18 protein-coding genes are annotated in these 25,957 nt (G+C 56.6%); 5 read left to right on the top strand and 13 right to left on the bottom strand.

The window, feature by feature from the left end; genetic code table 11:
* Window positions 1-76: 76 nt before the first annotated feature.
* From cmk to N438_RS07175, 4 genes are all read right to left on the bottom strand, one after another.
* Entirely contained in the window at window positions 77-760 is a 684-nt protein-coding gene (cmk, locus tag N438_RS07190; protein ID WP_012542319.1) for a (d)CMP kinase, read from the bottom strand.
* Window positions 761-934: 174 nt separating this feature from the next.
* Complete coding sequence (gene aroA / locus N438_RS07185; protein ID WP_008805857.1) at window positions 935-2,218, bottom strand: 3-phosphoshikimate 1-carboxyvinyltransferase; 1,284 nt, start codon at window positions 2,216-2,218, stop codon at window positions 935-937.
* Window positions 2,219-2,291: 73 nt separating this feature from the next.
* Window positions 2,292-3,380, bottom strand: a complete 1,089-nt coding sequence (gene serC, locus N438_RS07180; protein WP_087498243.1) for a 3-phosphoserine/phosphohydroxythreonine transaminase — start codon at window positions 3,378-3,380, stop codon at window positions 2,292-2,294.
* 188 nt (window positions 3,381-3,568) lie between these two features.
* Window positions 3,569-4,261 (bottom strand): DUF421 domain-containing protein, encoded by a 693-nt coding sequence (locus N438_RS07175; RefSeq protein WP_012542321.1) that lies wholly within the window; start codon window positions 4,259-4,261, stop codon window positions 3,569-3,571.
* A 116-nt stretch (window positions 4,262-4,377) separates the two neighbouring features.
* Between N438_RS07175 and ycaO the strand changes: the two genes are divergently transcribed.
* The 4 genes from ycaO to pflA all read left to right on the top strand — a co-directional run bounded on the left by ycaO (window position 4,378) and on the right by pflA (window position 10,647).
* Window positions 4,378-6,138: a 30S ribosomal protein S12 methylthiotransferase accessory factor YcaO gene (ycaO, locus tag N438_RS07170; protein ID WP_012968619.1), complete on the top strand. Its 1,761-nt coding sequence runs from the start codon at window positions 4,378-4,380 to the stop codon at window positions 6,136-6,138.
* A gap of 385 nt (window positions 6,139-6,523) precedes the next feature.
* A complete protein-coding gene (gene focA, locus N438_RS07165; RefSeq protein WP_008805853.1) occupies window positions 6,524-7,381 on the top strand; it encodes a formate transporter FocA in 858 nt (285 codons plus the stop codon).
* A gap of 51 nt (window positions 7,382-7,432) precedes the next feature.
* Window positions 7,433-9,715, top strand: coding sequence for a formate C-acetyltransferase (gene pflB, locus N438_RS07160; protein WP_008805852.1), 2,283 nt, complete (start codon window positions 7,433-7,435; stop codon window positions 9,713-9,715).
* 191 nt (window positions 9,716-9,906) lie between these two features.
* Complete coding sequence (gene pflA, locus N438_RS07155; RefSeq protein ID WP_002898145.1) at window positions 9,907-10,647, top strand: pyruvate formate lyase 1-activating protein; 741 nt, start codon at window positions 9,907-9,909, stop codon at window positions 10,645-10,647.
* 165 nt (window positions 10,648-10,812) lie between these two features.
* Here pflA and N438_RS07150 read toward each other — a convergent pair whose 3' ends face one another.
* From N438_RS07150 to lrp, 9 genes are all read right to left on the bottom strand, one after another.
* Entirely contained in the window at window positions 10,813-11,961 is a 1,149-nt protein-coding gene (locus N438_RS07150; RefSeq protein ID WP_008805851.1) for an MFS transporter, read from the bottom strand.
* A gap of 275 nt (window positions 11,962-12,236) precedes the next feature.
* Window positions 12,237-13,100 carry a dimethyl sulfoxide reductase anchor subunit family protein gene (locus N438_RS07140; RefSeq protein WP_022066091.1) on the bottom strand — a complete coding sequence of 288 codons (864 nt, stop codon included), beginning with the start codon at window positions 13,098-13,100 and terminating at the stop codon, window positions 12,237-12,239.
* A 1-nt stretch (window position 13,101) separates the two neighbouring features.
* Window positions 13,102-13,719 (bottom strand): DMSO/selenate family reductase complex B subunit, encoded by a 618-nt coding sequence (locus N438_RS07135; RefSeq protein WP_004201375.1) that lies wholly within the window; start codon window positions 13,717-13,719, stop codon window positions 13,102-13,104.
* A gap of 10 nt (window positions 13,720-13,729) precedes the next feature.
* Window positions 13,730-16,168, bottom strand: a complete 2,439-nt coding sequence (gene dmsA, locus N438_RS07130; RefSeq protein WP_116696200.1) for a dimethylsulfoxide reductase subunit A — start codon at window positions 16,166-16,168, stop codon at window positions 13,730-13,732.
* Window positions 16,169-16,368: 200 nt separating this feature from the next.
* Window positions 16,369-17,661, bottom strand: a complete 1,293-nt coding sequence (serS, locus tag N438_RS07125) for a serine--tRNA ligase (RefSeq protein WP_008805848.1) — start codon at window positions 17,659-17,661, stop codon at window positions 16,369-16,371.
* Between the two features lie 91 nt (window positions 17,662-17,752).
* Window positions 17,753-19,096 (bottom strand): replication-associated recombination protein RarA, encoded by a 1,344-nt coding sequence (gene rarA, locus N438_RS07120; protein WP_012542326.1) that lies wholly within the window; start codon window positions 19,094-19,096, stop codon window positions 17,753-17,755.
* Window positions 19,097-19,104: 8 nt separating this feature from the next.
* Window positions 19,105-19,716: an outer membrane lipoprotein chaperone LolA gene (gene lolA / locus N438_RS07115; RefSeq protein WP_004201368.1), complete on the bottom strand. Its 612-nt coding sequence runs from the start codon at window positions 19,714-19,716 to the stop codon at window positions 19,105-19,107.
* 122 nt (window positions 19,717-19,838) lie between these two features.
* The gene (gene ftsK / locus N438_RS07110; RefSeq protein WP_116696199.1) at window positions 19,839-23,813 is read right to left on the bottom strand and encodes a DNA translocase FtsK; all 3,975 of its coding nucleotides are present in this window, start codon (window positions 23,811-23,813) and stop codon (window positions 19,839-19,841) included.
* Between the two features lie 135 nt (window positions 23,814-23,948).
* Window positions 23,949-24,443, bottom strand: coding sequence for a leucine-responsive transcriptional regulator Lrp (gene lrp / locus N438_RS07105; RefSeq protein ID WP_000228469.1), 495 nt, complete (start codon window positions 24,441-24,443; stop codon window positions 23,949-23,951).
* 532 nt (window positions 24,444-24,975) lie between these two features.
* On the opposite strand from lrp, the gene trxB reads away from it, so the two are divergent.
* The gene (gene trxB, locus N438_RS07100) at window positions 24,976-25,944 is read left to right on the top strand and encodes a thioredoxin-disulfide reductase (protein WP_012542328.1); all 969 of its coding nucleotides are present in this window, start codon (window positions 24,976-24,978) and stop codon (window positions 25,942-25,944) included.
* Window positions 25,945-25,957 lie beyond the last annotated feature (13 nt).

The following is a 25,957-nucleotide window of genomic DNA, read 5'->3' as shown; positions in this document are numbered from 1 at the left end:
TCACATACCCGCTGACCATCCATTGCCGCGGGGTACTGCTATAATTCGGAGGCTTCGGCGCGCTACCGGTTAAGGCTCACGCAACGGCCAATTTTTCGCGCGCATATTGTAGCGCTTTTTCAATCACTTGCTCAATGTTTAGTTCTGTTGAATCGAGAACTAATGCATCGGCAGCCGGGACAAGCGGCGCCACTGCGCGATTTCGGTCGCGATCGTCACGCTCTTTTATCTCGGACAAAAGACGTTCAAAGTTAACATCAAAGCCCTTTTCCTGCAACTGCCGCATGCGGCGATGCGCCCGCTCATCGGCCGAGGCATCGAGGAAAATTTTCACCGGCGCGTCCGGGAAAACCACCGTGCCCATATCGCGCCCGTCGGCGATGAGCCCCGGCAGTTCACGGAAAGCACGCTGGCGGCGCAGCAGCGCTTCGCGAACGCGGGGGAAAGCGGCCACTTTCGAGGCGGCATTGGCGACCTCCTGAGTGCGAATTTCGCCGCTGACATCTTCCCCTTCCAGCACCACTTCCAGGGTGCCGTCAGTAGAAATAAAGCGCACGTCAAGATGGGCCGCCAGGGGCACCAGCGCCTCTTCGGACTCTACGTCAACATGATGATGCAGCGCCGCCAGCGCCAGAACGCGGTAGATCGCGCCTGAATCTAACAGATGCCAGCCCAGCGCTTCCGCCATTGCCTTGCACAACGTACCTTTACCCGCACCGCCAGGCCCATCAATGGTGATTACCGGAATATTCGCCGTCATCTTTTTCTCCTTCAGCAAGGCGCATGGAATATAAACGCCGCGCATTATACGCATCAATACGCCGGAAAGTGAGCATTGCTTGTAAATTACGGACTACAGGAAATGAAAAGCAGAAGTTTTGCGCAATTATAGCGGGCTGACAGGACATCAGCCCGCGGGATGACAAAGTTTTACTCAGGCGAGGGTACTGATCCGCGCCAGTTGCTCAAAATAGTCCGGGAACGTTTTGGCCGTACATTTGGGATCAAGGATGGTCACCGGCGTATCAGACAGCGCCACCAGCGAGAAGCACATCGCCATCCGGTGGTCGTTATAGGTGCCAATTTCAGCATATTTCAACTTTGCCGGCGGGGTGATGCGAATATAATCTTCACCCTCTTCCACCTCGGCGCCTACTTTACGCAACTCGGTCGCCATGGCGAACAGACGGTCCGTCTCTTTGACCCGCCAGTTGTAGATATTGCGCAGCGTAGTGGTCCCTTGCGCGAACAGCGCGGCGGTGGCGATGGTCATCGCCGCGTCCGGGATATGGTTCATATCCATATCGATAGCCTTGAGCTCGCCGCGGGTGCAGGCGATAAAATCGTCGCCCCAGGTCACGGTAGCGCCCATTTTCTCCAGGACGTCGGCGAAACGGATATCGCCCTGCACACTGCCGCGGCCGATACCGGTGACTTTTACCGTGCCGCCCTTAATGGCGCCAGCGGCGAGGAAATACGAGGCCGAGGAAGCATCGCCTTCCACCAGGTAATCCCCTGGCGACTGATACTGCTGCTTGCCGCGCACCACAAAACGCTGATAAGACTGATTGTCCACCTCAACGCCGAAGGTTTTCATCAGGTGCAGCGTAATGTCGATATAGGGTTTCGACACCAGATCGCCCTTAATGGCGATCACGGTATCCTGCGGCGCCAGCGGCGCGGTCATCAGCAGCGCGGTCAGGAACTGACTGGAGACGCTGCCGTCAACCTCGACGTTCCCGCCCTGAAAACCGCCGCGCAGGCGCAGCGGTGGATAATTTTCCTGCTCAAGATAGTCGATCTGAGCGCCGCCCTGACGCAGGGCATCCACCAGATGGCCGATCGGGCGCTCTTTCATCCGCGGTTCGCCGGTCAGCACAATATCGTTGCTGCCAAGGCACAGGGCCGCCGCCAGCGGACGCATCGCGGTTCCGGCGTTGCCGAGGAACAGCTCCAGCGCCGCAGCAGCGCGCAGCGGGCCGCCGTTGCCGGTCACTTCGCAGCGGGTGCGGTCGGCAGACAGGGTATATTGAACCCCCAGCGCACTCAGGGCATTCAGCATATGGCGCACATCGTCGCTGTCCAGCAGGTTGGTCAGCACCGTCGTGCCGCGGGCCAGAGCGGCCAGCAGCAGCGCGCGGTTGGAGACGCTTTTCGAACCTGGCAGGTTCACGGTGCCCTCTACGCGTGCGATGGGTTGTAACGTCAGGGATTCCATCAAACTTCACTCTCAAACAAACAGAATAAAAACCCCGCAGACAGGCCGCGGGGAGGAAGAAAGAAACAGGCGATTAACCGTGGCGGCGTTCGAAGTCCAGCATAAAGTCGGTTAACGCCTTCACGCCGTCCAGCGGCATCGCATTGTAGATGGAGGCGCGCATGCCGCCCACCACGCGGTGGCCCTTCAGCGCGTGCAGCCCGGCGGCAAATGACTCTTCGAGGAACAGTTTGTCCAGTGCGCTGTCCGCCAGCTGGAACGGCACGTTCATGCGTGAGCGGTTGGCTTGCGCCACATCGTTACGGTAGAACCCGCTGTTATCGATAACGCCATAAAGCAGTTCGGCTTTCTGCTGGTTGATTTTATCCATCGCAGCGACGCCGCCCTGCTGTTTCAGCCACTTAAACACCAGACCAGCCAGATACCAGGCGAACGTCGGCGGCGTGTTAAACATCGAGTCGTTCTCGCTTAACACGGTGTAGTCGAGGATCGACGGACAGGCCACGCTGGCTTTGCCCAGCAGATCTTCACGCACGATGACCAGCGTCAGCCCTGCCGGGCCAATATTTTTCTGCGCGCCGGCGTAGATTACACCGAAGCGGTTGACGTCAATTTCGCGGGACAGAATGGTGGAGGAGAAATCAGCAGCGACGATGACGTCGTCGCCGAAATTCGGCGTATCATCAATCGCGATACCGTCAATGGTTTCGTTCGGGCAGTAATGCAGATAGGCCGCGCCCGGCGTCAGCTGCCACTCGCTCATCGGCGTAACAGCTCGCTTGCCATCGACAGTGATTTTCGCGTCGATAACGTTCGGCGTGCAGTATTTCTTCGCCTCTTTGACCGCGCTGGCGGCCCAGTAGCCGGCGTCCACATAGTCAGCGACGTTTTTATCGCCGAGGATGTTCAGCGGGATCCCCGCGAACTGGCCGCGGCCGCCGCCGTGGCAGAACAAAACTTTATAGTTGGAAGGGATATTCAGCAGAGCGCGGAAGTCCTGTTCTGCCTCTTCTGCCACCTGGATAAACTCCTTACCACGGTGACTGATCTCCATGACCGACGTACCCAGACCGTGCCAGTCGCACAGTTCTTGCTGAGCCAGTTTGAGTACTTCCGCCGGCAGCATTGCCGGGCCCGAACTGAAGTTATAGACCTGAGCCATTTCCCCTCACCACGTTGCTATGTTGTTTTGCCCGCGAACCGCCGCGGGCATAAGTTATTCCTGTGGCTATCGGTTTTATCATTCAGTGACACGGTCCGCAATGGCTAAAACTCGCCGACGGTAAAACGCGGCCACCGTCACACAACAGAATCTATCGGCTTGACGTAATAAAACCGACATATTTGCTGTCAGGTGAGTCGTTTCGCTCGGCTGGCCTTCGACCATTCTGCATTTGCGCAGCGGGAACATATTCGCTTTTCTCCCGCCTGCATCGCCATCACGATGCTGCAGCGTACGCAGGCATAGATCCCCTCCTGCGGAATCGTGGTGTAACGCGCAGTACAGTGGGTAGGCAGGATAGACAACCCCGCTCTGACCTCTTCATCCGGATAATAAAACACGCTGATCTGCCCGTTGGTTTCAAGGATCGCCAGCCGGACCTGGCCAAGCTGCTCGACGCTGTTGACCCGCAGCTCCATAAAGAATTCGAATTCGGTCATGTTTTCCGCATGCAGCTTCTCCCACGCCAACTGCCCCTCCTCGACCACCACGATAGGTTTACCTTCCAGGAGATCCTCCAGCTTTTCGCTGTGCCCCATCAGCCACATGATACCGCGATACAGCAGCGCCAGTGTGATGAAGACCACCAGCACCGGCAGTAGCGGTACATCGTCATAAAACGCCACGTCCCCTGCCGCCGAACCGAGGGTCAGAATAATCAACACCTCGAACAGCGACATCTGCCGCACGCCGCGCCGTCCGGTAATCTTGAGGAAAATAAAGACCAGAACGAAGGTATAGAGGCTGCGCAACGCCACCTCGGCAAGAAACTCCACCGGCACTTTATCGAGCGCCATCCGCTGCCAGTCAAAGGCTTTCATCTATCATCTCCCTGTGGGTCATAAGTTGCCTCTAAGCATAGCCAGATGATGGAGATAGCACCTGTCAGATAAAAGCCGTATCATTGCGCGCTTTCCGTACGACAAAAGTGATCGCCATGACCCAAACGTTTATTCCCGGCAAAGATGCCGCCCTGGAAGATTCCATCGCTCGCTTCCAGCAGAAATTGCTCGACCTCGGATTTGATATCGAAGAGGCCTCGTGGCTGAACCCGGTGCCGCACGTGTGGTCCGTTCACATTCGCGATAAAGAATGCGCGCTGTGCTTTACCAATGGTAAAGGCGCCACCAAAAAGGCAGCCCTGGCCTCCGCGCTGGGCGAATATTTCGAGCGCCTGTCCACCAACTATTTCTTCGCTGACTTCTGGTTAGGCGACACTATCGCTAATGGCCCGTTTGTTCACTACCCGAACGAAAAGTGGTTCCCGCTGACCGAAAACGACGATGTCCCGGAAGGTCTGCTGGATGCCCGTCTGCTCGCGTTCTACGATCCGGACGATCAGCTGACCGCCAGCATGCTGGTGGATCTGCAGTCGGGGAACGATGAGCGCGGCGTATGCGGCCTGCCCTTTACCCGCCAGTCCGACGGCGAAACCGTCTATATTCCGATGAATATCGTTGGCAACTTGTACGTATCCAACGGTATGTCTGCAGGGAATACCCCGAATGAAGCACGTGTGCAGGGCCTGTCAGAGGTCTTTGAACGTCACATAAAAAACCGCATCATCGCAGAGAGCATCAGCCTGCCGGAGATCCCGGCGGAAGTCATGGCGCGCTATCCTGGCGTCGTGGAGTCGATCGCAAAACTTGAAGCCGAAGGCTTCCCGATTTTCGCCTACGATGGTTCGCTGGGCGGCAAATACCCGGTTATCTGCGTCGTGCTGTTTAACCCGACTAACGGCACCTGCTTCGCTTCCTTTGGCGCCCACCCGGACTTCGGCGTGGCGCTGGAGCGTACGGTCACAGAACTGCTGCAGGGTCGCAGCCTGAAAGACCTTGATGTCTTTACGCCGCCGACCTTTGATGACGAAGAAGTCGCCGAGCACGCGAACCTCGAAACCCACTTCATCGACTCCAGCGGCCTGATCTCCTGGGATATGTTCAAGCAGGATGCCGACTATCCGTTCGTTGACTGGAGTTTCTCCGGCACCACCGAAGAAGAGTTCGCCACCCTGATGGCCATCTTCAAGGCCGAAGATAAAGAAGTGTACATTGCCGACTACGAGCATCTGGGCGTTTACGCCTGCCGTATCATCGTTCCGGGCATGTCGGATATTTATCCGGCAGAAGACCTGTGGCTGGCAAACAACAGCATGGGCGCCCATCTGCGGGACACCATTCTGTCTCTGCCGGGCAGCGAGTGGGAAAAAGAAGATTATCTGGCGCTCATCGAACAAATGGATGACGAAGGCCTGGATGATTTCACCCGCGTTCGCGAACTGCTGGGCCTTGCCACCGGGAAAGACAACGGCTGGTATACCCTGCGCGTCGGCGAGCTGAAAGCGATGCTGGCCCTGGCTGGCGGCGATCTGGAACAGGCGCTGATCTGGACCGAATGGACCATGGAATTCAATGCCTCTGTCTTCAGCCCTGAGCGCGCAAACTACTATCGCTGCCTGCAGACCCTGCTGCTGCTGAGCCAGGAAGAGGAGCGTCAGCCGCTGCAGTATCTGAACGCCTTCATCCGTATGTATGGCGCCGATGCGGTCGAAGCCGCCAGCGCTGCGCTGAGCGGCGAAGCCCCGTTCTATGGCCTTCAGGCTGTCGACAGCGATCTGCAAGCCTTCCCGGCTCATCAGTCGCTGCTGAAAGCGTATGAAAAGCTGCAGCGGGCGAAAGCGGCGTTCTGGGCAAAATAAGCCCCCATTACGCCAACATGCTTGCCAACAACGGAGCCTGATGCGGCTCCGTTATTTTAACCTGGCGAGGGAGCCACTATAGTTTGTAGTTGTAAAGTTAATTAATAGTAAATATCGCACTTATATCATTTACCAATTGTTAATTTAAAATAAAATACTCCATTTTAATTAACTCAAATACTGGGGCAAAAACGAAAAAATTCAACATAACTTATAAATTTTAAAATTTATTTTCCATAAAAAATTCAAATAGTTAAGCATCAAACAAGCAAAAACCACACACTAAAAAGGCATATAGTTCCGGTGAGATATGATCTATATCAATTTCCCTTCTATAATGCTTTGTTAGTATCTCACCGCCAACTTATATAAAGAGAGAGTTAGTGTGAAAGCTGACAACCCTTTTGATCTTTTGCTCCCTGCCGCGATGGCGAAAGTCGCCGAAGAAGCAGGTGTCTATAAAGCAACGAAGCATCCGATGAAGACCTTTTATCTGGCGATCACCGCTGGCGTTTTCATCTCCATCGCTTTCGTATTCTATATCACCGCGACCACCGGCACTGCCGCGATGCCTTTTGGGATTGCCAAGCTTATCGGTGGGGTCTGTTTTTCCCTGGGTCTGATTCTGTGCGTTATCTGCGGCGCTGACCTCTTTACCTCTACTGTGCTGATCGTGGTGGCGAAAGCCAGCGGTCGAATCACCTGGGGGCAACTGGCAAAAAACTGGCTCAACGTCTATTTTGGTAACCTGGTGGGCGCACTGCTGTTTGTGCTGCTGATGTGGTTATCAGGCGAATATATGACTGCCAACGGCGGTTGGGGGCTAAACGTCCTGCAGACCGCTGACCACAAATTGCACCATACTTTTGTGGAGGCCGTGAGCCTGGGTATCCTCGCTAACCTGATGGTTTGTCTCGCCGTATGGATGAGCTATTCCGGTCGTAGCCTGATGGATAAAGCGATGATCATGGTCCTGCCGGTAGCGATGTTTGTTGCCAGCGGCTTTGAGCACAGCATCGCCAACATGTTTATGATCCCGATGGGTATCGTAATCCGCAATTTTGCGAGCCCGGAATTCTGGACCGCTATCGGTTCAACTCCGGAAAGTTTCTCACACTTGACCGTTATGAACTTCATCACTGATAACCTGATTCCGGTGACTATCGGAAACATTATCGGCGGAGGTTTGCTGGTCGGGTTGACATACTGGGTCATTTACCTGCGTGGCAACGACCATCACTAAGGGTTGTTTCAGGCAGTAAATAAAAAATCCACTTAAGAAGGTAGGTGTTACATGTCCGAGCTTAATGAAAAGTTAGCCACAGCCTGGGAAGGTTTTGCGAAAGGTGACTGGCAGAATGAAGTCAACGTCCGTGACTTTATTCAGAAAAACTACACCCCATATGAAGGCGACGAATCCTTCCTGGCTGGCGCAACTGAAGCGACCACCAAGCTGTGGGACACCGTAATGGAAGGTGTAAAACAGGAAAACCGCACTCACGCGCCTGTTGATTTTGACACTGCCCTGGCTTCCACCATCACCTCTCACGACGCTGGCTATATCGAGAAAGGTCTGGAAAAAATCGTTGGTCTGCAGACCGAAGCGCCGCTGAAACGTGCGATCATCCCGTTCGGTGGTATTAAAATGGTTGAAGGTTCCTGCAAAGCGTACAATCGCGAGCTGGATCCGATGCTGAAAAAAATCTTTACCGAGTACCGTAAAACCCACAACCAGGGCGTATTTGATGTTTACACCAAAGACATCCTGAACTGCCGTAAATCCGGCGTGCTGACCGGTCTGCCGGATGCTTACGGCCGTGGTCGTATCATCGGTGACTACCGTCGCGTTGCGCTGTACGGTATCGACTTCCTGATGAAAGACAAATACGCTCAGTTCCAGTCTCTGCAAGAAAAACTGGAAAGCGGCGAAGATCTGGAAGCGACCATCCGTCTGCGTGAAGAGATCTCTGAACAACACCGTGCACTGGGTCAGATCAAAGAGATGGCGGCTAAATATGGCTACGACATCTCCGGTCCGGCAACGACTGCTCAGGAAGCTATCCAGTGGACCTACTTCGGTTACCTGGCTGCCGTGAAATCTCAGAACGGCGCAGCAATGTCCTTCGGTCGTACCTCCAGCTTCCTGGATATCTACATCGAACGTGACCTGCAGGCCGGTAAAATCACCGAGCAAGACGCGCAGGAAATGGTTGACCACCTGGTCATGAAACTGCGTATGGTTCGCTTCCTGCGTACCCCGGAATATGATGAACTGTTCTCCGGCGACCCGATTTGGGCAACAGAATCCATCGGCGGTATGGGTGTTGACGGCCGTACTCTGGTCACCAAAAACAGCTTCCGCTTCCTGAACACCCTGTACACCATGGGGCCGTCTCCGGAGCCGAACATCACTATTCTGTGGTCTGAAAAACTGCCACTGAGCTTCAAGAAATTCGCGGCTAAAGTGTCCATCGATACCTCTTCTCTGCAGTATGAGAACGATGACCTGATGCGTCCGGACTTCAACAACGACGACTACGCTATCGCATGCTGCGTAAGCCCGATGGTTGTTGGTAAGCAAATGCAGTTCTTCGGTGCTCGTGCTAACCTCGCGAAAACCATGCTGTACGCTATCAACGGCGGCGTGGATGAAAAACTGAAAATGCAGGTAGGTCCGAAATCTGAACCGATCAAAGGCGACGTCCTGAACTTCGACGAAGTCATGGATCGCATGGATCACTTCATGGACTGGCTGGCGAAACAGTATGTCACCGCGCTGAACATCATCCACTACATGCACGACAAGTACAGCTACGAAGCCTCTCTGATGGCGCTGCACGACCGTGACGTTATCCGCACCATGGCGTGTGGTATCGCTGGTCTGTCCGTTGCTGCTGACTCCCTGTCTGCTATCAAATATGCGAAAGTTAAACCGATTCGTGACGAAGACGGTCTGGCTATCGACTTCGAAATCGAAGGCGAATACCCGCAGTTTGGTAACAACGATGCTCGCGTCGATGACATGGCCGTTGACCTGGTTGAACGTTTCATGAAGAAAATTCAGAAACTGCACACCTACCGCAACGCTATCCCGACTCAGTCTGTTCTGACCATCACCTCTAACGTGGTATATGGTAAGAAAACCGGTAACACCCCAGACGGTCGTCGCGCTGGCGCGCCGTTCGGACCAGGTGCTAACCCGATGCACGGTCGTGACCAGAAAGGTGCTGTTGCCTCACTGACTTCCGTTGCTAAACTGCCGTTTGCTTACGCGAAAGATGGTATCTCTTACACCTTCTCTATCGTGCCGAACGCGCTGGGTAAAGATGACGAAGTTCGTAAGACCAACCTGGCCGGTCTGATGGATGGTTACTTCCACCACGAAGCGTCCATCGAAGGTGGCCAGCACCTGAACGTGAACGTCATGAACCGCGAAATGCTGCTCGACGCGATGGAAAACCCGGAAAAATATCCGCAGCTGACCATCCGCGTATCTGGCTACGCCGTACGTTTTAACTCCCTGACCAAAGAACAGCAGCAGGACGTTATTACCCGTACCTTCACTCAGACCATGTAATTCCCAGTCTGACTGAAAAAGCGTACAATAAAGGCCCCACATCAGTGGGGCCTTTTTAACAAGTGATCCCCGCCCCAGCCTGCTTTGCCAGTTATCTATACTTTGGGTACCTGTCAAAACAGACTCGACGCAGCCGCTGAGCTGTGCACCAACACGGCCCCGGATGGGCCACATCTGGAGAAAACACCGCAATGTCAGTTATTGGTCGCATTCACTCCTTTGAATCCTGTGGCACCGTTGATGGCCCGGGCATCCGCTTTATTACCTTTTTCCAGGGCTGCCTGATGCGCTGCCTGTACTGCCATAACCGTGACACCTGGGATACTCACGGCGGCAAAGAAATCACCGTTGAAGAGTTAATGAAAGAGGTGGTGACCTATCGTCACTTTATGAATGCCTCCGGCGGCGGCGTTACGGCATCAGGCGGCGAAGCGATCCTGCAGGCGGAGTTTGTTCGCGACTGGTTCCGCGCCTGTAAAAAGGAAGGTATTCATACCTGTCTCGATACCAACGGCTTTGTCCGTCGCTACGATCCGGTTATCGACGAACTGCTGGAGGTGACTGACCTGGTCATGCTGGATCTTAAGCAGATGAACGATGAGATCCACCAGAACCTGGTCGGCGTTTCCAACCACCGCACCCTCGAGTTTGCCCAGTATCTGGCCAAAAAGAATATCAATGTCTGGATCCGCTACGTCGTGGTTCCGGGCTGGTCAGACGATGATGACTCCGCGCACCGCCTGGGCGAATTTACCCGCGATATGGGCAACGTCGAGAAAATTGAACTGCTGCCCTACCATGAGCTGGGCAAACACAAATGGGTAGCGATGGGCGAAGAGTACAAGCTGGACGGCGTTCATCCGCCGAAAAAAGAGACCATGGAGCGGGTGAAAGGCATTCTTGAGCAGTATGGTCACAAGGTGATGTACTAAGAGCCTCATCAGGGTCGGTGGTGCGCTTACGCCGGCCCGAAGCGACACTGGAAATCATTCCAGCCCCGCCGTTGATCCTCATGAAAAGCGCAATGCCGTCTCTCTGCAGTGGAAAACATGCGATAGAAACAGATGACGTGCAGCCTTCGCTGCACGTCAGAATGGTTATGCGTGCGCCACCGGCGTCGGATGATGCCCGGCTTTACGCAGCAGGGTCAGCAGATAGATAAACGACACGCTGGCGATCATGATAAATAACAGATTGTCTGAGAAATTCTGCATCAGCATTGCTGTCAGGGTCGGGCCCAGCAGACTGCCGATGGTATAACTCATCAGCAGCGCCTGATTCATCGCCACCAGTTGGTGATGTTCGACTTTTTCGCAGGCCCAGGCCATCGCCACCGGATACAGCGTGAAACCGGATGCCCCAAGCACAAACAGCGCCGGGGCCATTGCCGCCTGACTCAGCATCGCCATACAGCCCAGAATGACCACAAAGACCTGCACCCGCAGCACCAGCAGACGGCCATAGCGGTCAGCCAGGCGCCCTACCGGCCACTGGCCGAGGATCCCCGCGCTCACCATCACCGCCATCCAGAAGCCAATGCCGGCGTCGCTCACACCCTGATGGTTCAGCCACAGCGGCATCAGGCCATACAGCGAACCGAGGACAATCCCCGAGATAATACAGCCATTGACCCCGTGGCGCGCCTGGCGCAGCTTCAGCATTGGCCAGATACGAACTGTTTCGTGCGGCTCTTCAGCCTGTCCCATAATACGGGTGAACAGCAGCGGCAGGATCGCCGCCAGCGCCAGGCCAGTCACCCACGGCAGGACGCTCATTAAATCGGTAGGTAACTTACTGACCATCAGCTGGCCCAGTACGGTACCGACATAATAGACCATCATGTACGCCGCCAGCAGACGGCCGCGGCTGCGGGAAGTCCCGCTGCAGACCAGCGCGCTTTCCACCACCACCCAAATCATCGCGCAGCCTACGCCAGCGATAAACCGCCAGCTCAGCCACGTCCAGAAGCCAACGGTGATCCCCAGCCCTACGCAGCCGACGGCGAAAATTAACGACGCGAGATAATAGCTGCGGTTAAACCCAAGGCGCTTAATCACCCAACCAGCCAGCAACGTACCGGCCAGGTTGCCGGTAAAATAGGATGACCCCACCATGCCGACCTGCCAGGTTGGCATATTTTCATGGGCGAGCCAGAGCGGGACGAGCGTATTCAGCACCGCTATCGCCAGGGTCAATAAAAGCAGGCCACAGAGCAGCATTTGCACTGGCCGGGTGTAGATGGTCATGGGTAAAAAACCGTGAGGAATGTTCAGATCGCGAGCGCATCATGCCACCGCTAAAAACATTGTCAATCCACCTGAAATCAGGCGTGATGCGGTTTTGCAGGCTACGATAGAAGTTTTTTATCCACAGAATGGGTAAAGGTGAGGCAACAGATAATACACTGTTGTTTTTCTTAATTTATTAATAAATGTCGACGTTGATTTCAGTTGAAAAATTTCATCTATCGACAGCACGTTTTCATCATGCCGGCGTATGACCGCCGGCATGATGACGCCGATTAACTGGCGATAGCCATCCCCACGGTCATATGCAGACCATAGAATACGCCGCGGCCAATCATCTCTCCCGCCAGCACCAGAACAAACGCCAGGCTAAGCAGCGAGACCGCCGGCTTGCGGCCGCGGATCTGCGGCACGCACCAGCAGGCCAGGGCCAGCGCCAGCAGCACCATACGCCAGGCCATAAGCAACCCGTAATCCGGCACCAGAGCGGAGGCCTGCTGGATTGAACTGCGGATAGTGGCGAGTTCACTCCCCTGCATCAGGACCACGACAATACTCGCCAGCAGCGCCAACAAAGTAACCACCGGCAGCAAGCGCAGCGCCCAACCGTCAACGCCTGCCACGCGCAGCAGCAGGTAGCCCAGCAGCGGACCGCCGATAAACAGCGTCAGGAAGAAGCTCAGCGGCGTCCAGACGGTGTACCAGGTCGGCACCGTGTCGATAGTGTTGTATACCCGCACCATCATCCAGACGAAGATCACGCCCAGCACCATGGTGACTATCAGCCACAGGCTACGCAGGCCGGCAGGCAGTTTTTTACACACGGCCAGTAGCCAGCCAATCCCGCCGACGGCGAAGAAGATCGCCCCGCTGGCTATCTCATTACTCAGCGACGAGGCTCCCACGCGATTCAGCGAGTTAAAGGCCCGTAGCGGCGAACCGAGGTGCATTGTCGAGGCGATAAACCCGATCCCCATCAATACCCACAGGCCAAACATACTCCCAACCACGCGCTGCTCCTGCTCGCGAGAAAGATTGCCCGTCATCAGCGCCAGGGCCATGACGATAAACCCGCCCGCGACGCACTGGCCGAAGACAGTAAAGATCATCAGCGGCCATTCATGCCATCCGTTTCCCATCTCACACCTCCTTCGGATTCGCCAGGTAACCGGTGGTATCGCCACACGGCCGGGCATTGGCGTTAGGTTTAATAACGATACTCGGCCTGGTAAAGTGCGCCGACGGCAGCGGGGCTACCGCGGCCAGCTGGCCATGCTTAGCGCGCAGCTCGGCAATCGGCCCGAAATCAAGCGCCCGCAGCGGGCAGGACTCGACGCAGATCGGCTTTTTCCCCTCGGCGACGCGCTCATGGCAACCGTCGCACTTGGTCATGTGGCCCTTGTCGGCGTTGTACTGCGGGGCGCCGTACGGGCAGGCCATATGGCAGTAACGGCAGCCAATGCACACCTCTTCGTTGACCACGACAAAACCATCTTCACGCTTGTGCATTGCCCCGCTCGGACAGACCTTGGTGCAGGCCGGATCTTCGCAGTGGTTACAGGCGATGGAGAGGTAATAAGCAAAAACGTTCTGATTCCAGACACCGTTATCCTCCTGCCAGTCGCCACCGGCATACTCATAGATGCGGCGGAAGCTGACCTCCGGGGTCAGGTTCTTGTAATCCTTACAGGCCAGTTCGCAGGTCTTGCAACCGGTGCAACGGGCGGAATCAATAAAAAATCCATACTGAGTTGTCATCGGTTACTCCTTACAGCTTCTCAACCTGGACGAGGTTGGTATGCGACGGGTTCCCCTTCGCCAGCGGCGACGGACGCTGGGTGGTCAGCACGTTAATGCTGCCCGCCTGATCCACCCGTGAAGCGTCCGGGTTATACCAGGCCCCTTCCCCCAGCGCGACAACGCCCGGCATCATGCGCGGCGTCACCTTCGCTTCAATATGCACTTCTCCGCGGTCGTTGAAGATGCGAATGCGATCGCCGTTGGCAATGCCGCGTTGCTTCGCGTCGTTCGGGTTAATCCACATCTCCTGCCGACAGGCGGCCTTCAGTACATCGACGTTGCCGTAAGTTGAGTGAACGCGCGATTTATAGTGGAAGCCGGTCAGCTGTAGCGGGTATTTCGCCGTCAATGGATCGTTGTAGTTTTCGAAGCCCGGGGTGTAGATCGGCAGTGGATCGATAACATCCCCTTCCGGGAGTTCCCAGGTAGCCGCGATTTTCGCCAGCGCCTGCGAGTAGATTTCGATCTTGCCCGACGGCGTGGTCAGCGGATTGGCCTGCGGATCCTCGCGGAAGGCTTTGTAGGCCACATGGTGTCCTTGCGGATCGCGCTGCTTATAAATGCCCTGCTGGCGGAAGGTGTCGAAATCTGGCAGATCGGGAATCGCTTTCTGCGACTGCTCATACAGATGGCGCATCCAGCCTTCCTGGGTACGGCCTTCGGTAAACTGCTGCTCCACACCGAGGCGTTTTGCCAGCTCGGTGGTCATCTCATAGATAGTTTTGCATTCGAAACGCGGCTTGATGGCCTGATCGGCAAAGATGACGTAGGACATGTTGCCGCAGGAGGCATCCAGCGCGAAATCCATCTGCTCGGAGGCGGTGCAGTCCGGCAGCAGAATATCGGCGTATTTCGCGGACGAGGTCATATGGCAATCGATGACTACGATCATCTCGCACTTCTTGTCGTCCTGCAGGATCTCGTGGGTACGGTTGATCTCTGAGTGCTGGTTAATCAGGCAATTGCCCGCATAGTTCCAGATCATTTTGATCGGCACGTCGAGCTTATCTTTGCCACGAACGCCGTCGCGCAGCGCGGTCATTTCCGGACCACGCTCGATAGCGTCGGTCCACATAAACATCGAGATACTGGTCTGAACCGGATTCTCCAGCGTCGGCATGCGCTCAAAGGGCAGGCTGTAAGAGCCCTCGCGCGCGCCGCTGTTGCCGCCGTTGATCCCGACGTTACCCGTCAGGATAGCGAGCATCGAGATAGCCCGGGTGGCGATTTCGCCGTTGGCGTGACGCTGCGGCCCCCAACCCTGGCTGATATAGGCCGGTTTGGCGGTGGCAATTTCGCGCGCCAGTTTAACAATGCGTTCGCGCGGAATACCGGTAATCGTCGAGGCCCACTCCGGCGTTTTGGCGATACCGTCCGTGCCCTGGCCAAGAATGTAAGCTTTGTAGTGACCATTGGCTGGCGCACCGGCGGGCAGCGTTTTCTCGTCGTATCCCACGCAGTATTTATCGAGGAACGGCTGATCGACCAGATTCTCGGTGATCATCACCCACGCCAGACCCGATACCAGCGCCGCATCGGTGCCGGGGCGAATCGGGATCCATTCATCTTCACGCCCGGCGCCGGTGTCGGTATAGCGCGGATCGATGATGATCATCCGGGCATTGGATTTCTGCCGCGCCTGTTCAAGGTAGTATGTCACCCCGCCGCCGCTCATCCGCGTTTCGCCGGGGTTATTGCCGAACAGCACCACCAGCTGGCTGTTTTCAATATCCGATGGACTATTGCCGTCGGCCCAGCCGCCGTAGGTATAATTGAGGCCCTCGGCAATCTGCGCCGAAGAGTAATCGCCATAGTGGTTCAGATAACCGCCGCAGCAGTTCATCAGACGGGCAATCAGCGTTTTTCCTGGCGGCCAGGAACGAGTCAGCGTGCCGCCGAGCGTACCGGTGCCGTAGTTCAGATAGATGGATTCGTTGCCGTATTCTTTAATCAGCCGCTGCATATTGCTGGCGATAGTATCGAACGCCTCTTCCCAGCTGATTTGCTCGAATTTCCCTTCCCCGCGTTTGCCAACGCGCTTCATCGGGTACTTCAGGCGATCCGGGTTATAGACGCGGCGGCGCATCGAACGCCCGCGCAGGCAGGCGCGGACCTGGTGCAAACCGTCATAGTTATCGTCACCGGTATTATCGGTTTCGACGTATTTAATCGCGCCATCCACCACGTGCATGCGCAGCGGGCAGCGGCTGCCGCAGTTGACGGTACAGGCACTCCAGACCACCTTCTCGTTGGCGGGTGCCGGCGTATCGGCGGCATGCGCCAGTCGGGTAAAGGGTAATGTTAGTGCGTTGCTGGCCAGCGCCAGGCCGCCTATTGCCGTGGTTTTCATCAGACCACGGCGGCTTACCTCAGCAGCCAGTAAAGCATCGGGGGCTTTAATTTTCATGGATACTCGCTTTGGTTGCTCACAATAAACTGACAAGCGCTATATAGTCATATATATATTGCTTTGAAATATTATTGGTTTTTTATGCTGATTTAATCCAAAGGGAGTATCACTGCATTCGTAGAATGGATTATTGCCCGGTATCAATAAGGGCGTAAAAAAAGCGCCCGCAGGCGCTTTTAAAAGAGAGGAAGAAAAAATTACCCGATATATTCGAGGCCACGCATATACGGGCGCAGAATTTCCGGGATCTCAATACGGCCATCGGCCTGCTGATAGTTTTCCATCAGCGCCACCAGGGTACGACCTACCGCCAGACCAGAACCATTCAGAGTATGAACGAGGCGAGTCTTCTTGTCGGACTTGCTGCGGCAGCGGGCCTGCATACGACGCGCCTGGAAATCCCAGACGTTAGAGCAGGAAGAGATTTCACGGTAGGTGTTCTGCGCCGGAACCCACACTTCCAGGTCGTAGGTTTTGCAGGCGCTGAAGCCCATATCGCCGGTGCACAGCGCGACCTTACGGTACGGCAGACCCAGCAGCTGCAGCACTTTCTCGGCGTGACCGGTCATCTCTTCCAGCGCGGCCATGGAGTCTTCCGGACGCACGATCTGCACCATTTCAACTTTGTCGAACTGGTGCATGCGGATCAGACCGCGGGTGTCGCGACCATAGGAACCGGCTTCAGAGCGGAAGCACGGCGTATGGGCGGTCATTTTGATCGGCAGGTCGTCTTCGTCGATGATTTCATCGCGTACCAGGTTGGTCAGCGGCACTTCCGCCGTCGGGATCAGCGCGTAGTTGCTGCTGTCGGCTTCTTCTTCCAGCGGACGAGTATGGAACAGGTCGCCAGCGAATTTCGGCAACTGGCCGGTGCCATACAGCGTGTCCTGGTTCACCAGGTACGGGACATAGTTTTCGCTATAGCCATGCTGTTCGGTGTGCAGATCCAGCATGAACTGCGCCAGGGCGCGGTGCAGACGGGCCAGCTGGCCTTTCATCACCACAAAACGCGAACCAGTCAGCTTAACGGCGGCGGCAAAATCCAGCCCCCCGTGCATTTCCCCCAGCGTCACGTGATCGCGCACTTCAAAATCGAACTGGCGCGGCGTGCCCCAGCGGCTGACTTCAACGTTGTCGTTTTCGTCACGGCCAACCGGCACATCATCATGAGGAATATTCGGGATCGCCAGCGCGATATCGCGAATTTCCGCCAGCAGCGTTTCCAGCTCGGACTTTGCAGCATCCAACTGTTCGCCGAGTTTGTTCACTTCCAGGCGTAATGGCTCGATGTCTTCCCCGCGCGCTTTCGCCTGGCCAATGGATTTCGATCGGGAGTTACGCTCCGCCTGCAGGTTTTCCGTTTGCACCTGCAGAACTTTACGACGCTCTTCAAGCGCGCGAAGTTTATCTACATCCAGCTTAAAGCCCCGGCGTGCCAGTTTTTCTGCGACTGCGTCTGGCTCGGTACGCAGCAGATTGGGATCGAGCATGCTTATCCTGTGCTTATCGAATTAAATAAAGAAAAGTGGCCGCAGACTACGACCACGGAAATAGAGTAATAACCTTACCGCAACGCCTCAATTAGCGGTAGCGTTTTATCGGGCTATTTTGATCCTGTTCAGCGAGCCAGGCGAGCTTTTCGCCAATTTTGCCCTCAAGCCCCCGGTTTGTCGGGTGATAATAGCGCGTTTGCGCCATTTCCTGCGGGAAGTACTGCTCGCCGGCGGCGTAGGCGTTGGGTTCGTCATGAGCGTAACGATACTCCTGTCCGTAACCCATCTCTTTCATCAGCTTCGTCGGCGCATTGCGCAGATGCACCGGAACGTCGTAGTCAGGACGATCCCGCGCGTCGGACAGCGCCGCTTTAAAGGCGGTATAGACGGCGTTGCTTTTCGGCGCGCAGGCCAGATAGACAATGGCCTGGGCAATCGCCCGTTCGCCTTCCGCCGGCCCGACGCGGGTAAAGCAATCCCACGCCGAAATGGCGACCTGCATCGCCCGTGGGTCGGCGTTGCCGACATCTTCCGAGGCTATCGCCAGACAGCGGCGGGCAACGTACAGCGGATCGCCGCCGGCGGTGATGATCCGCGCATACCAGTAAAGTGCCGCATCCGGCGCGCTACCGCGCACCGACTTATGCAGAGCAGAAATCAAATCGTAGAACCGGTCGCCTTTGTTATCAAAGCGCGCGCTGCGCTCGCCAGCGATCTCGGTCAGCAGTTCCGCCTTCAGCACCCGCTTGCCCGAGTCATCGCTCTCGGCCATATCAGCCATCATTTCCAGGGTATTCAGCGCCCGCCTCGCGTCGCCGTTCACCAGTTCGGCGATGGCCTTGCGGGTCTCTTCCGGCAGAATAATATCCTGCCCGCCGTAGCCGCGGGACTTATCGTTCATCGCCTGGTCAAGCACCCGCTCGATATCGTCGGTGGTCAGCGATTTCAGTAAGTAGACGCGGGCGCGGGAGAGCAGCGCTGAATTAAGCTCAAAGGAGGGGTTTTCGGTGGTCGCGCCAATAAAAGTGATGGTGCCGTCTTCAATATGGGGCAGAAAGGCATCCTGCTGGCTTTTATTAAAGCGATGCACTTCGTCAACAAACAGGATGGTCCGCCGGCCGGCGTTGCGATTTTGCCTCGCGCGCTCAATAGCCTCGCGAATCTCTTTCACCCCTGAGGTCACCGCCGAGATCCGTTCGACATCGGCGCTGGCGTAGCGGGCAATCACTTCCGCGAGGGTGGTCTTGCCGGTGCCCGGCGGCCCCCAGAGGATCATTGAATGCAGATGCCCGGCTTCAATCGCCCGCGGCAGGGGTTTACCCGGCGCCAGCAGATGCTGCTGGCCAATATACTGCGCTAAATTTTCTGGCCGCATGCGAGCGGCCAGAGGTTGAAACGCGTTGTCGGAAAAATCGAGCGACAGATTGCTCACTTTCGCCTCTACTTACGTTGATCGTCCACCGTCACCCCTTTCGGCGGCGTAAAGGTGAACTTAGATGCGTCGACGGCGCCGTTCTGCTGCGACTTCAGCTGATAGCTGCTGCGCTGGTCATCCTGCTCGACGGCGCTGAACTGATGGATGGTGCCGTCCCGACCGACGTTGATCGTGAACTGCTTCAGGTTACCGCTGCCGCTTTTCGGCGTCAGCACAAAATCATCGCCGTTTTGTTTGATATTGTACTGCTGCCAGTCACTGGACTGGTTGCGGGCAATCAGCATAAACGGCGTGTTGCTGGTAGCATCTTTCAGCCAGGTCGCCGTAGCCTGCTCAACGAACGGGTTGTAGAACCACAGCGTTTTGCCATCCGAGACAAGAACGCTTTCATCTGGCTGGGTCATATGCCAGTTAAACAGGTTCGGACGTTTTACCCACAGGTCGCCCTGTCCGTCCTGGACGGCGTTACCGCTGCCGTCGGTGACTTTCTGCGTGAAGCTGGCATGGAAACTGCTCACTTTATCAAGACGGCTTTTTAAGTCACTGGCCGCATCTGCCCAGACCTGGCTGACGACCATACCAGACAGTAATGCACAGGTGATTGCGAGTTTTTTCATTGTTATTCCTTAATGTGCGTCACTCCCGACGCGGGAGCCTCTTCTGTCCCTAATGTAGGACCGCCGACGGCGGCGGAACAGAAGAATTGGCTGATTTTGCGCTTATTTACCCAACTTTGCACTCATTCAAAGGGCGGCGGCGCCAGCACTTCGCGGTTACCGTTATGGCCCTGTTCGCTGACGATCCCCTGCGCTTCCATCTGTTCGATAATGCGTGCTGCACGGTTATAGCCAATGCGGAACTGACGCTGGACCCCGGAAATCGACGCTTTGCGCTTCTCAGTCACAAAACTGACCGCTTGATCGAACAGCGGGTCCAGCTCTTCACCACCGTCGAAACCACCGCCGCCGCCTTCGCTTTCGCTGTCGGAGGTAATACCATCGACGTACTGCGGACGGCCGCGGGCTTTCCAGTCCTGAACCACAGCGTGGACTTCCTGGTCGCGTACAAATGCCCCGTGGACGCGCACCGGCGTGGTAGAGTTCGGTCCGGAGTAAAGCATATCCCCCATACCCAGCAGCGATTCCGCGCCGCCCTGATCGAGAATGGTACGCGAGTCAATTTTACTCGACACGGTAAAGGCGATGCGCGTCGGAATGTTGGCCTTAATCAGGCCGGTAATAACATCTACCGACGGACGCTGCGTCGCCAGCACCAGGTGGATCCCTGCCGCACGCGCTTTTTGCGCCAGACGGGCAATCAGCTCTTCCACCTTCTTGCCGACGGTCATCATCAGGTCGGCGAACTCGTCCACCAGCACCACGATATACGGCAGTTTTTCCAGCACCGGATGTACGGCATCCATGCTGTCGCCCGGCTTCCAGTACGGATCCGGAATCGGACGCCCCATGCGCGCGGCCTCGGCGATCTTCTCGTTATAGCCCGCCAGGTTACGCACGCCCAGCGCTGACATCAGCTTGTAGCGGCGCTCCATCTCGTTGACGCTCCAGCGCAGCGCATTGGCGGCGTCTTTCATGTCGGTGACCACTTCCGTCAGCAGATGCGGAATACCTTCGTAGACCGACAGCTCGAGCATTTTCGGGTCGATCATGATGAAACGCACATCTTCCGGCTGCGCTTTGTAGAGCATGCTGAGGATCATGGCGTTCACACCGACTGACTTACCGGAACCGGTAGTACCGGCAACCAGCAGGTGCGGCATTTTCGCCAGGTCGGCTACCACCGGGTCGCCAGCGATATCTTTACCCAGCACCACGGTCAGCGGCGATGGGTTATCGCGGAACTTGGCGTTGTCGAGCACTTCACGCAGATAGACGGTCTGACGCTTTTTATTCGGCAGCTCAAGACCGACATACGGTTTACCCGGGATCACTTCCACCACGCGCACGGCAACCGTCGACAGTGAACGCGCCAGATCGCGTGACAGGTTAGAGATTCGCGCCGCTTTGACGCCAGGCGCCAGATTCAGTTCGAAGCGGGTGATCACCGGCCCCGGCGAGTAGTTCACCACATCCGCTTTAATGCGGAAATCGGCCAGACGTGCTTCCACCAGTCGCGCCATCTGCTCGAGAGCAAAGGTATCCACCGGCTCGACTTCACTGGGTGGTGGGGTTAACAGATCCAGCGACGGCAACGGCGTGGTCGGTCTTTGCAGCGGACGGCTATCGCCATTGCGCATCAGCAGCGGGTGGATCAGGCTCTCCTGCGGCGCGGGCGCGGCAGGCTGCCCCTGCGGGACAACCGGCTGTTGCTGCTGCACGGGCTGCGGTGCAGTCTGGTAAGGCTGCGGCGGCACTGGCTGAGGGTGTACCGGCTGGTGCTGCGCAGGTTGATAACCCTGCTGCGGAGCGGCGGCCGGTTGTTGATAGTGCGGGGCCGGTTGTTGCGGCTGGACTTCCGGCGTCGGCGTAAACAGCGGCTCGCTCGGCCCCTCATTGACAAGCGTTTTCATCGGCGAGAATTCATAATCCGCCGGCGAGAACGGATTAGCGCCCGGCGGCTGCTCAGCGGAGTAGCGCTGCTGCTGGGTGGCGGCAAACTGGCGCGCCAGCTCCGCTTCCGCCGCAGTGTCGGCGTCATCGTCATCAGTCGCGTTATCGTCTTCCCAGCGATGGCCATAGCGCTGCTGCTGGGTGGCGGCGAACTGGCGAGCCAGTTCATCCTGCTCCATAGCATCCGCTTCCTCATCCGAGAGCAGCTCATCGTCATAATGGGGGTCGCGCTCCGCCTGCCGCGCACGCTGTTCCGCCTCCCGTTGCGACGGTAGCTTGATGCCGTAAGAGGCCAGCTCCCGACGCGTCGGGACACGAACGCGGTTTGGTCGCGGTAGTTTTGGACCAATACCTTCTTTCACCTGGACCCGCGGTCCGCTGGATGCCGGGCTGAACAATGGCGCAGCCGCAGCGGATGCGGCCGTCGCCGAGGTTGCCGCCGCCGCGCCGCCGCTGGCGGCCGTTGCCTGATGCACCCCTGCCGCGACCGCAGAGACCACGGTTGTCTCCACTGGCGGTTTAGACGAGGAGGCTGGCGGCGTCAGCGGTTTAGTGGCAATCGGACTTTCCGGCTCCGGAATTGGCTGATACCAGGAGGCCAGCAGCTCGCGTTCACGTGCCCGCTTCTCTTCGACTTCTTCGAAGTAATATAGCGGTGGACGTTTCACCTCTTCCGGCGCAACCTCTGGTTCTGGCTCCGGTGACGGCACTGGCGCGCTTTGCGGCTGATACGCCTGCGGCGCAGGCTGAGCGGCATGCGGATCGTAAGTCGGCTGCTGATACGGCGCCGGCTCTGGCTGATACGCTTGCGGCGCCGGCTGAGCGGCATGCGGATCGTAAGTCGGCTGCTGATACGGCGCCGGCTCTGGCTGATACCCTTGCGGCGCAGGCTGAGCGGCATACGGATCGTAAGTCGGCTGCTGATACGGCGCCGGCTCTGGCTGATACGCCTGCGGCGCAGGCTGAGCAGCATGCGAAGCATAAGCCGGCTGCTGATACGGCGCCGGCTGACCAGCATGCGGATCGTAAACCGACTGCTGATACGGCGCCGGCTCTGGCTGGTACGCCTGCGGCGGGTAACCCGCTTCCGGCTGATAAGCAGGCGCAGCGCCCTGATGGCCAGCCGCGGATTCAGCCCACGCCTGTGGCGCGGCAGTGGCCGCCGCCGCTGCACCCACGGGCTCAGCGATACTATGACCATTCAGCAACGGATCGTAAGGGTCGAAATCTCCAGGGCGCGCGGCGCTGGCGCCGGAAAACAGGACATCGTCGGCGGCGACAGGCGCACCGCTGGCGCTGTATTGCACCGCCTCTTCACCGTCATCCATCCGTTTGCCGGAGAAAAGCGCCGCGTCGGTTTTACGCCCCATGGGGTTGGTAAACTTCTCGGCCAGACGCTTACGTCGCGCCAACGCGCTGCGTAAAATACGGGCACGACGCGACTCCTGAGGGGTTGCCGCCTCTTCGTCGTCGTACTCTTCATCGTCGTCTTCGTATTCGCCTTCATCGACCCAGGTATCATCGCGACGGGTACGGTTGCTGGCAAAGGTGAGTACCGACAGGATGCCGCCGCCCAGTTTTTCCGCAATGCTGACCCACGACCAACCGGTGAACAGCGTCAGGCCGGCCGCCCAGATGCATAACAGGGCGATGGTGCCGCCGCTGCTGTGCAGCAGCGGTTGCAGCGTGGTGCTCAGCAGGCTGCCGATCACTCCGCCCGAGGCAAAGTACCAGATATCATCGGCGTTAATGGCTGCCAGACCACAGGAGGTCAGGATCAGGGCTAACGCGCCAATGAGGCGCAGGGAAACGGCGAAATAATCAATGTATTCGTCGTTTTCCTGATGCCGCCAGGCAAACCAGCATCCGCCAATAATGATGACCGGGATGGTGTAGGCCATGACGCCAAAAATGAAAAAGAGGGTATCGGCAAGCCACGCACCGGGGGCGCCGCCTAAATTATGAATAGGCTCATGCCACGCCGTCTGCGACCAGCTTGGATCCGAGGGGTTAAAGCTCAGTAGTGCCGCCATCAGCCAGATGGCGAAGAGGGAGCAAAGGATGAGCATCGCCTCAAGGAGTCGGCGCCCGCTGCTGAGTTTGGTTAGTTTGACTTCTTTGTCTTCGGTGTATTCCTGGCTCAAGAAAGGCTCTCCAGGTATCAGGCTGTTTCCTGCCTGCTGCTAAAACGGACAACAGCGCCGGGTCTCCCCGGCACTGTTGCTGTATGGATTAACAGGAGTGTAATCAAACTACGTCGATTTTGCACCTGTTCCGTGTTAGCGCGTCTTAATAACCAGACGATTACTTTGCTTGACTTCTTCCATCACCACGTAGGTACGGGTGTCGTTTACGCCCGGCAGGCGCAGCAAGGTCTCGCCCAGTAATTTACGATACGCTGACATATCCGGTACGCGGGTTTTCAACAGGTAGTCGAAATCACCGGAAACCAGATGACACTCTTGAATTTCTTCAAGTTTTTGCACTGCGGCGTTAAATTGCTCAAACACATCCGGTGCGCCACGATTCAGAGTAATCTCAACAAATACCAGAAGTGATGCATCCAGATAATGCGGGTTGAGCAGCGCCGTATAGCCCTGAATAAAACCCTGTCTTTCAAGACGACGCACGCGCTCAAGGCAAGGCGTCGGAGAAAGTCCCACCCGTTTAGAAAGCTCGACGTTAGAAATTCGCCCATCTTTTTGCAATTCATTCAGGATGTTACGATCAATGCGGTCGAGATCTTTGCCAGGGCGCTTCTTGCTATCTACCATTATTATTGTCTCTCTGTATTCCTTCCCTACTCCTGTTCCGGCTCTGTGCCTTCACTGCCAGAGCCCATCCTGTTATTACCCGTACGACAATGGGTAACCCAGGGGTACGTGAGAAGCCCGTTGCCTGACGGCAGTCACCGACATCACGCATGGCGTCTGTCCACACCATGCGTAGATTTCGTTAACCCGGATAAAAATGGCATTTGCGTGCATGAAAATTCGCCGCACGCTAAATACTGCTTTTCTTCTTCCATGAATGTTTTCGCAAAAGCACAGGGGATTGTCAAAGCAAAACATCGATTTTTAGTACAAGATGCCAGATATTCATCATCCCCCCTGGTTGATTCTCATTTTTTCGTCTTATAATTGTCCCGCTGACAGTAGAAATAGTTATATTCTTTGCCGGTAAAATCGCCAATTCATCGGTCGCTTCTATTGCACACATCGTTAACAAAATCGCTGCGCTCTTTTTTTACGTCAACAAATTCCCTACAATCTCTGCCCAATGTATGCCAATTATTATGGGGATCTCATGGGCACAGCCAAACACAGTAAACTGCTTATCCTTGGTTCTGGACCTGCGGGATACACCGCGGCGGTCTATGCCGCACGCGCCAACCTGCAGCCGGTGCTGATCACCGGGATGGAAAAAGGCGGTCAGCTGACCACCACGACGGAAGTGGAAAACTGGCCGGGCGATCCTAACGATCTCACCGGCCCGCTGCTGATGGAGCGCATGCACGAACATGCCGCGAAATTTGAAACGGAAATTATTTTCGACCACATCAGCCGCGTCGATCTGCAAAACCGTCCGTTCCGTCTGACAGGCGATAGCGGTGAGTACACCTGTGATGCGCTGATCATTGCCACCGGCGCATCGGCGCGCTACCTCGGTCTGCCATCGGAAGAGGCGTTTAAAGGCCGTGGCGTTTCAGCTTGCGCCACCTGTGACGGATTCTTCTATCGCAATCAGAAAGTGGCGGTGATCGGCGGCGGTAACACCGCGGTTGAAGAGGCTCTGTATCTGTCCAATATTGCCTCTGAGGTGCATCTGATCCACCGTCGCGACGCCTTCCGCGCGGAAAAAATCCTCATCAAACGTCTGATGGATAAAGTGGCGAGCGGCAACATCGTGCTGCATACCGACCGCACCCTCGAAGAGGTGACCGGCGACCAGATGGGCGTCAGCGGCCTGCGCCTGCGCGATACTAAAAACAGCGACAATGTCGAGTCTCTGGAAGTGGCAGGCTTGTTCGTTGCCATTGGCCACAGCCCGAACACTGCCATCTTTGAAGGTCAGCTGGAACTGGAAAACGGCTATATCAAAGTGCAGTCCGGGATCCACGGCAACGCCACGCAAACCAGTATCCCGGGCGTATTTGCCGCTGGCGATGTCATGGACCATATCTATCGTCAGGCGATCACCTCCGCTGGCACCGGCTGCATGGCGGCGCTGGACGCCGAGCGTTACCTGGACGGTTTGGCCGACGCTTGCAAATAATCTTTACAAGTCA

Source organism: Klebsiella sp. GL120222-02, from assembly GCF_003097195.1.
Classification (GTDB): domain Bacteria; phylum Pseudomonadota; class Gammaproteobacteria; order Enterobacterales; family Enterobacteriaceae; genus Klebsiella; species Klebsiella variicola.
Note: the sequence above shows the minus strand (reverse complement) of the source record. Positions and strands in the feature narration are given on the sequence as shown.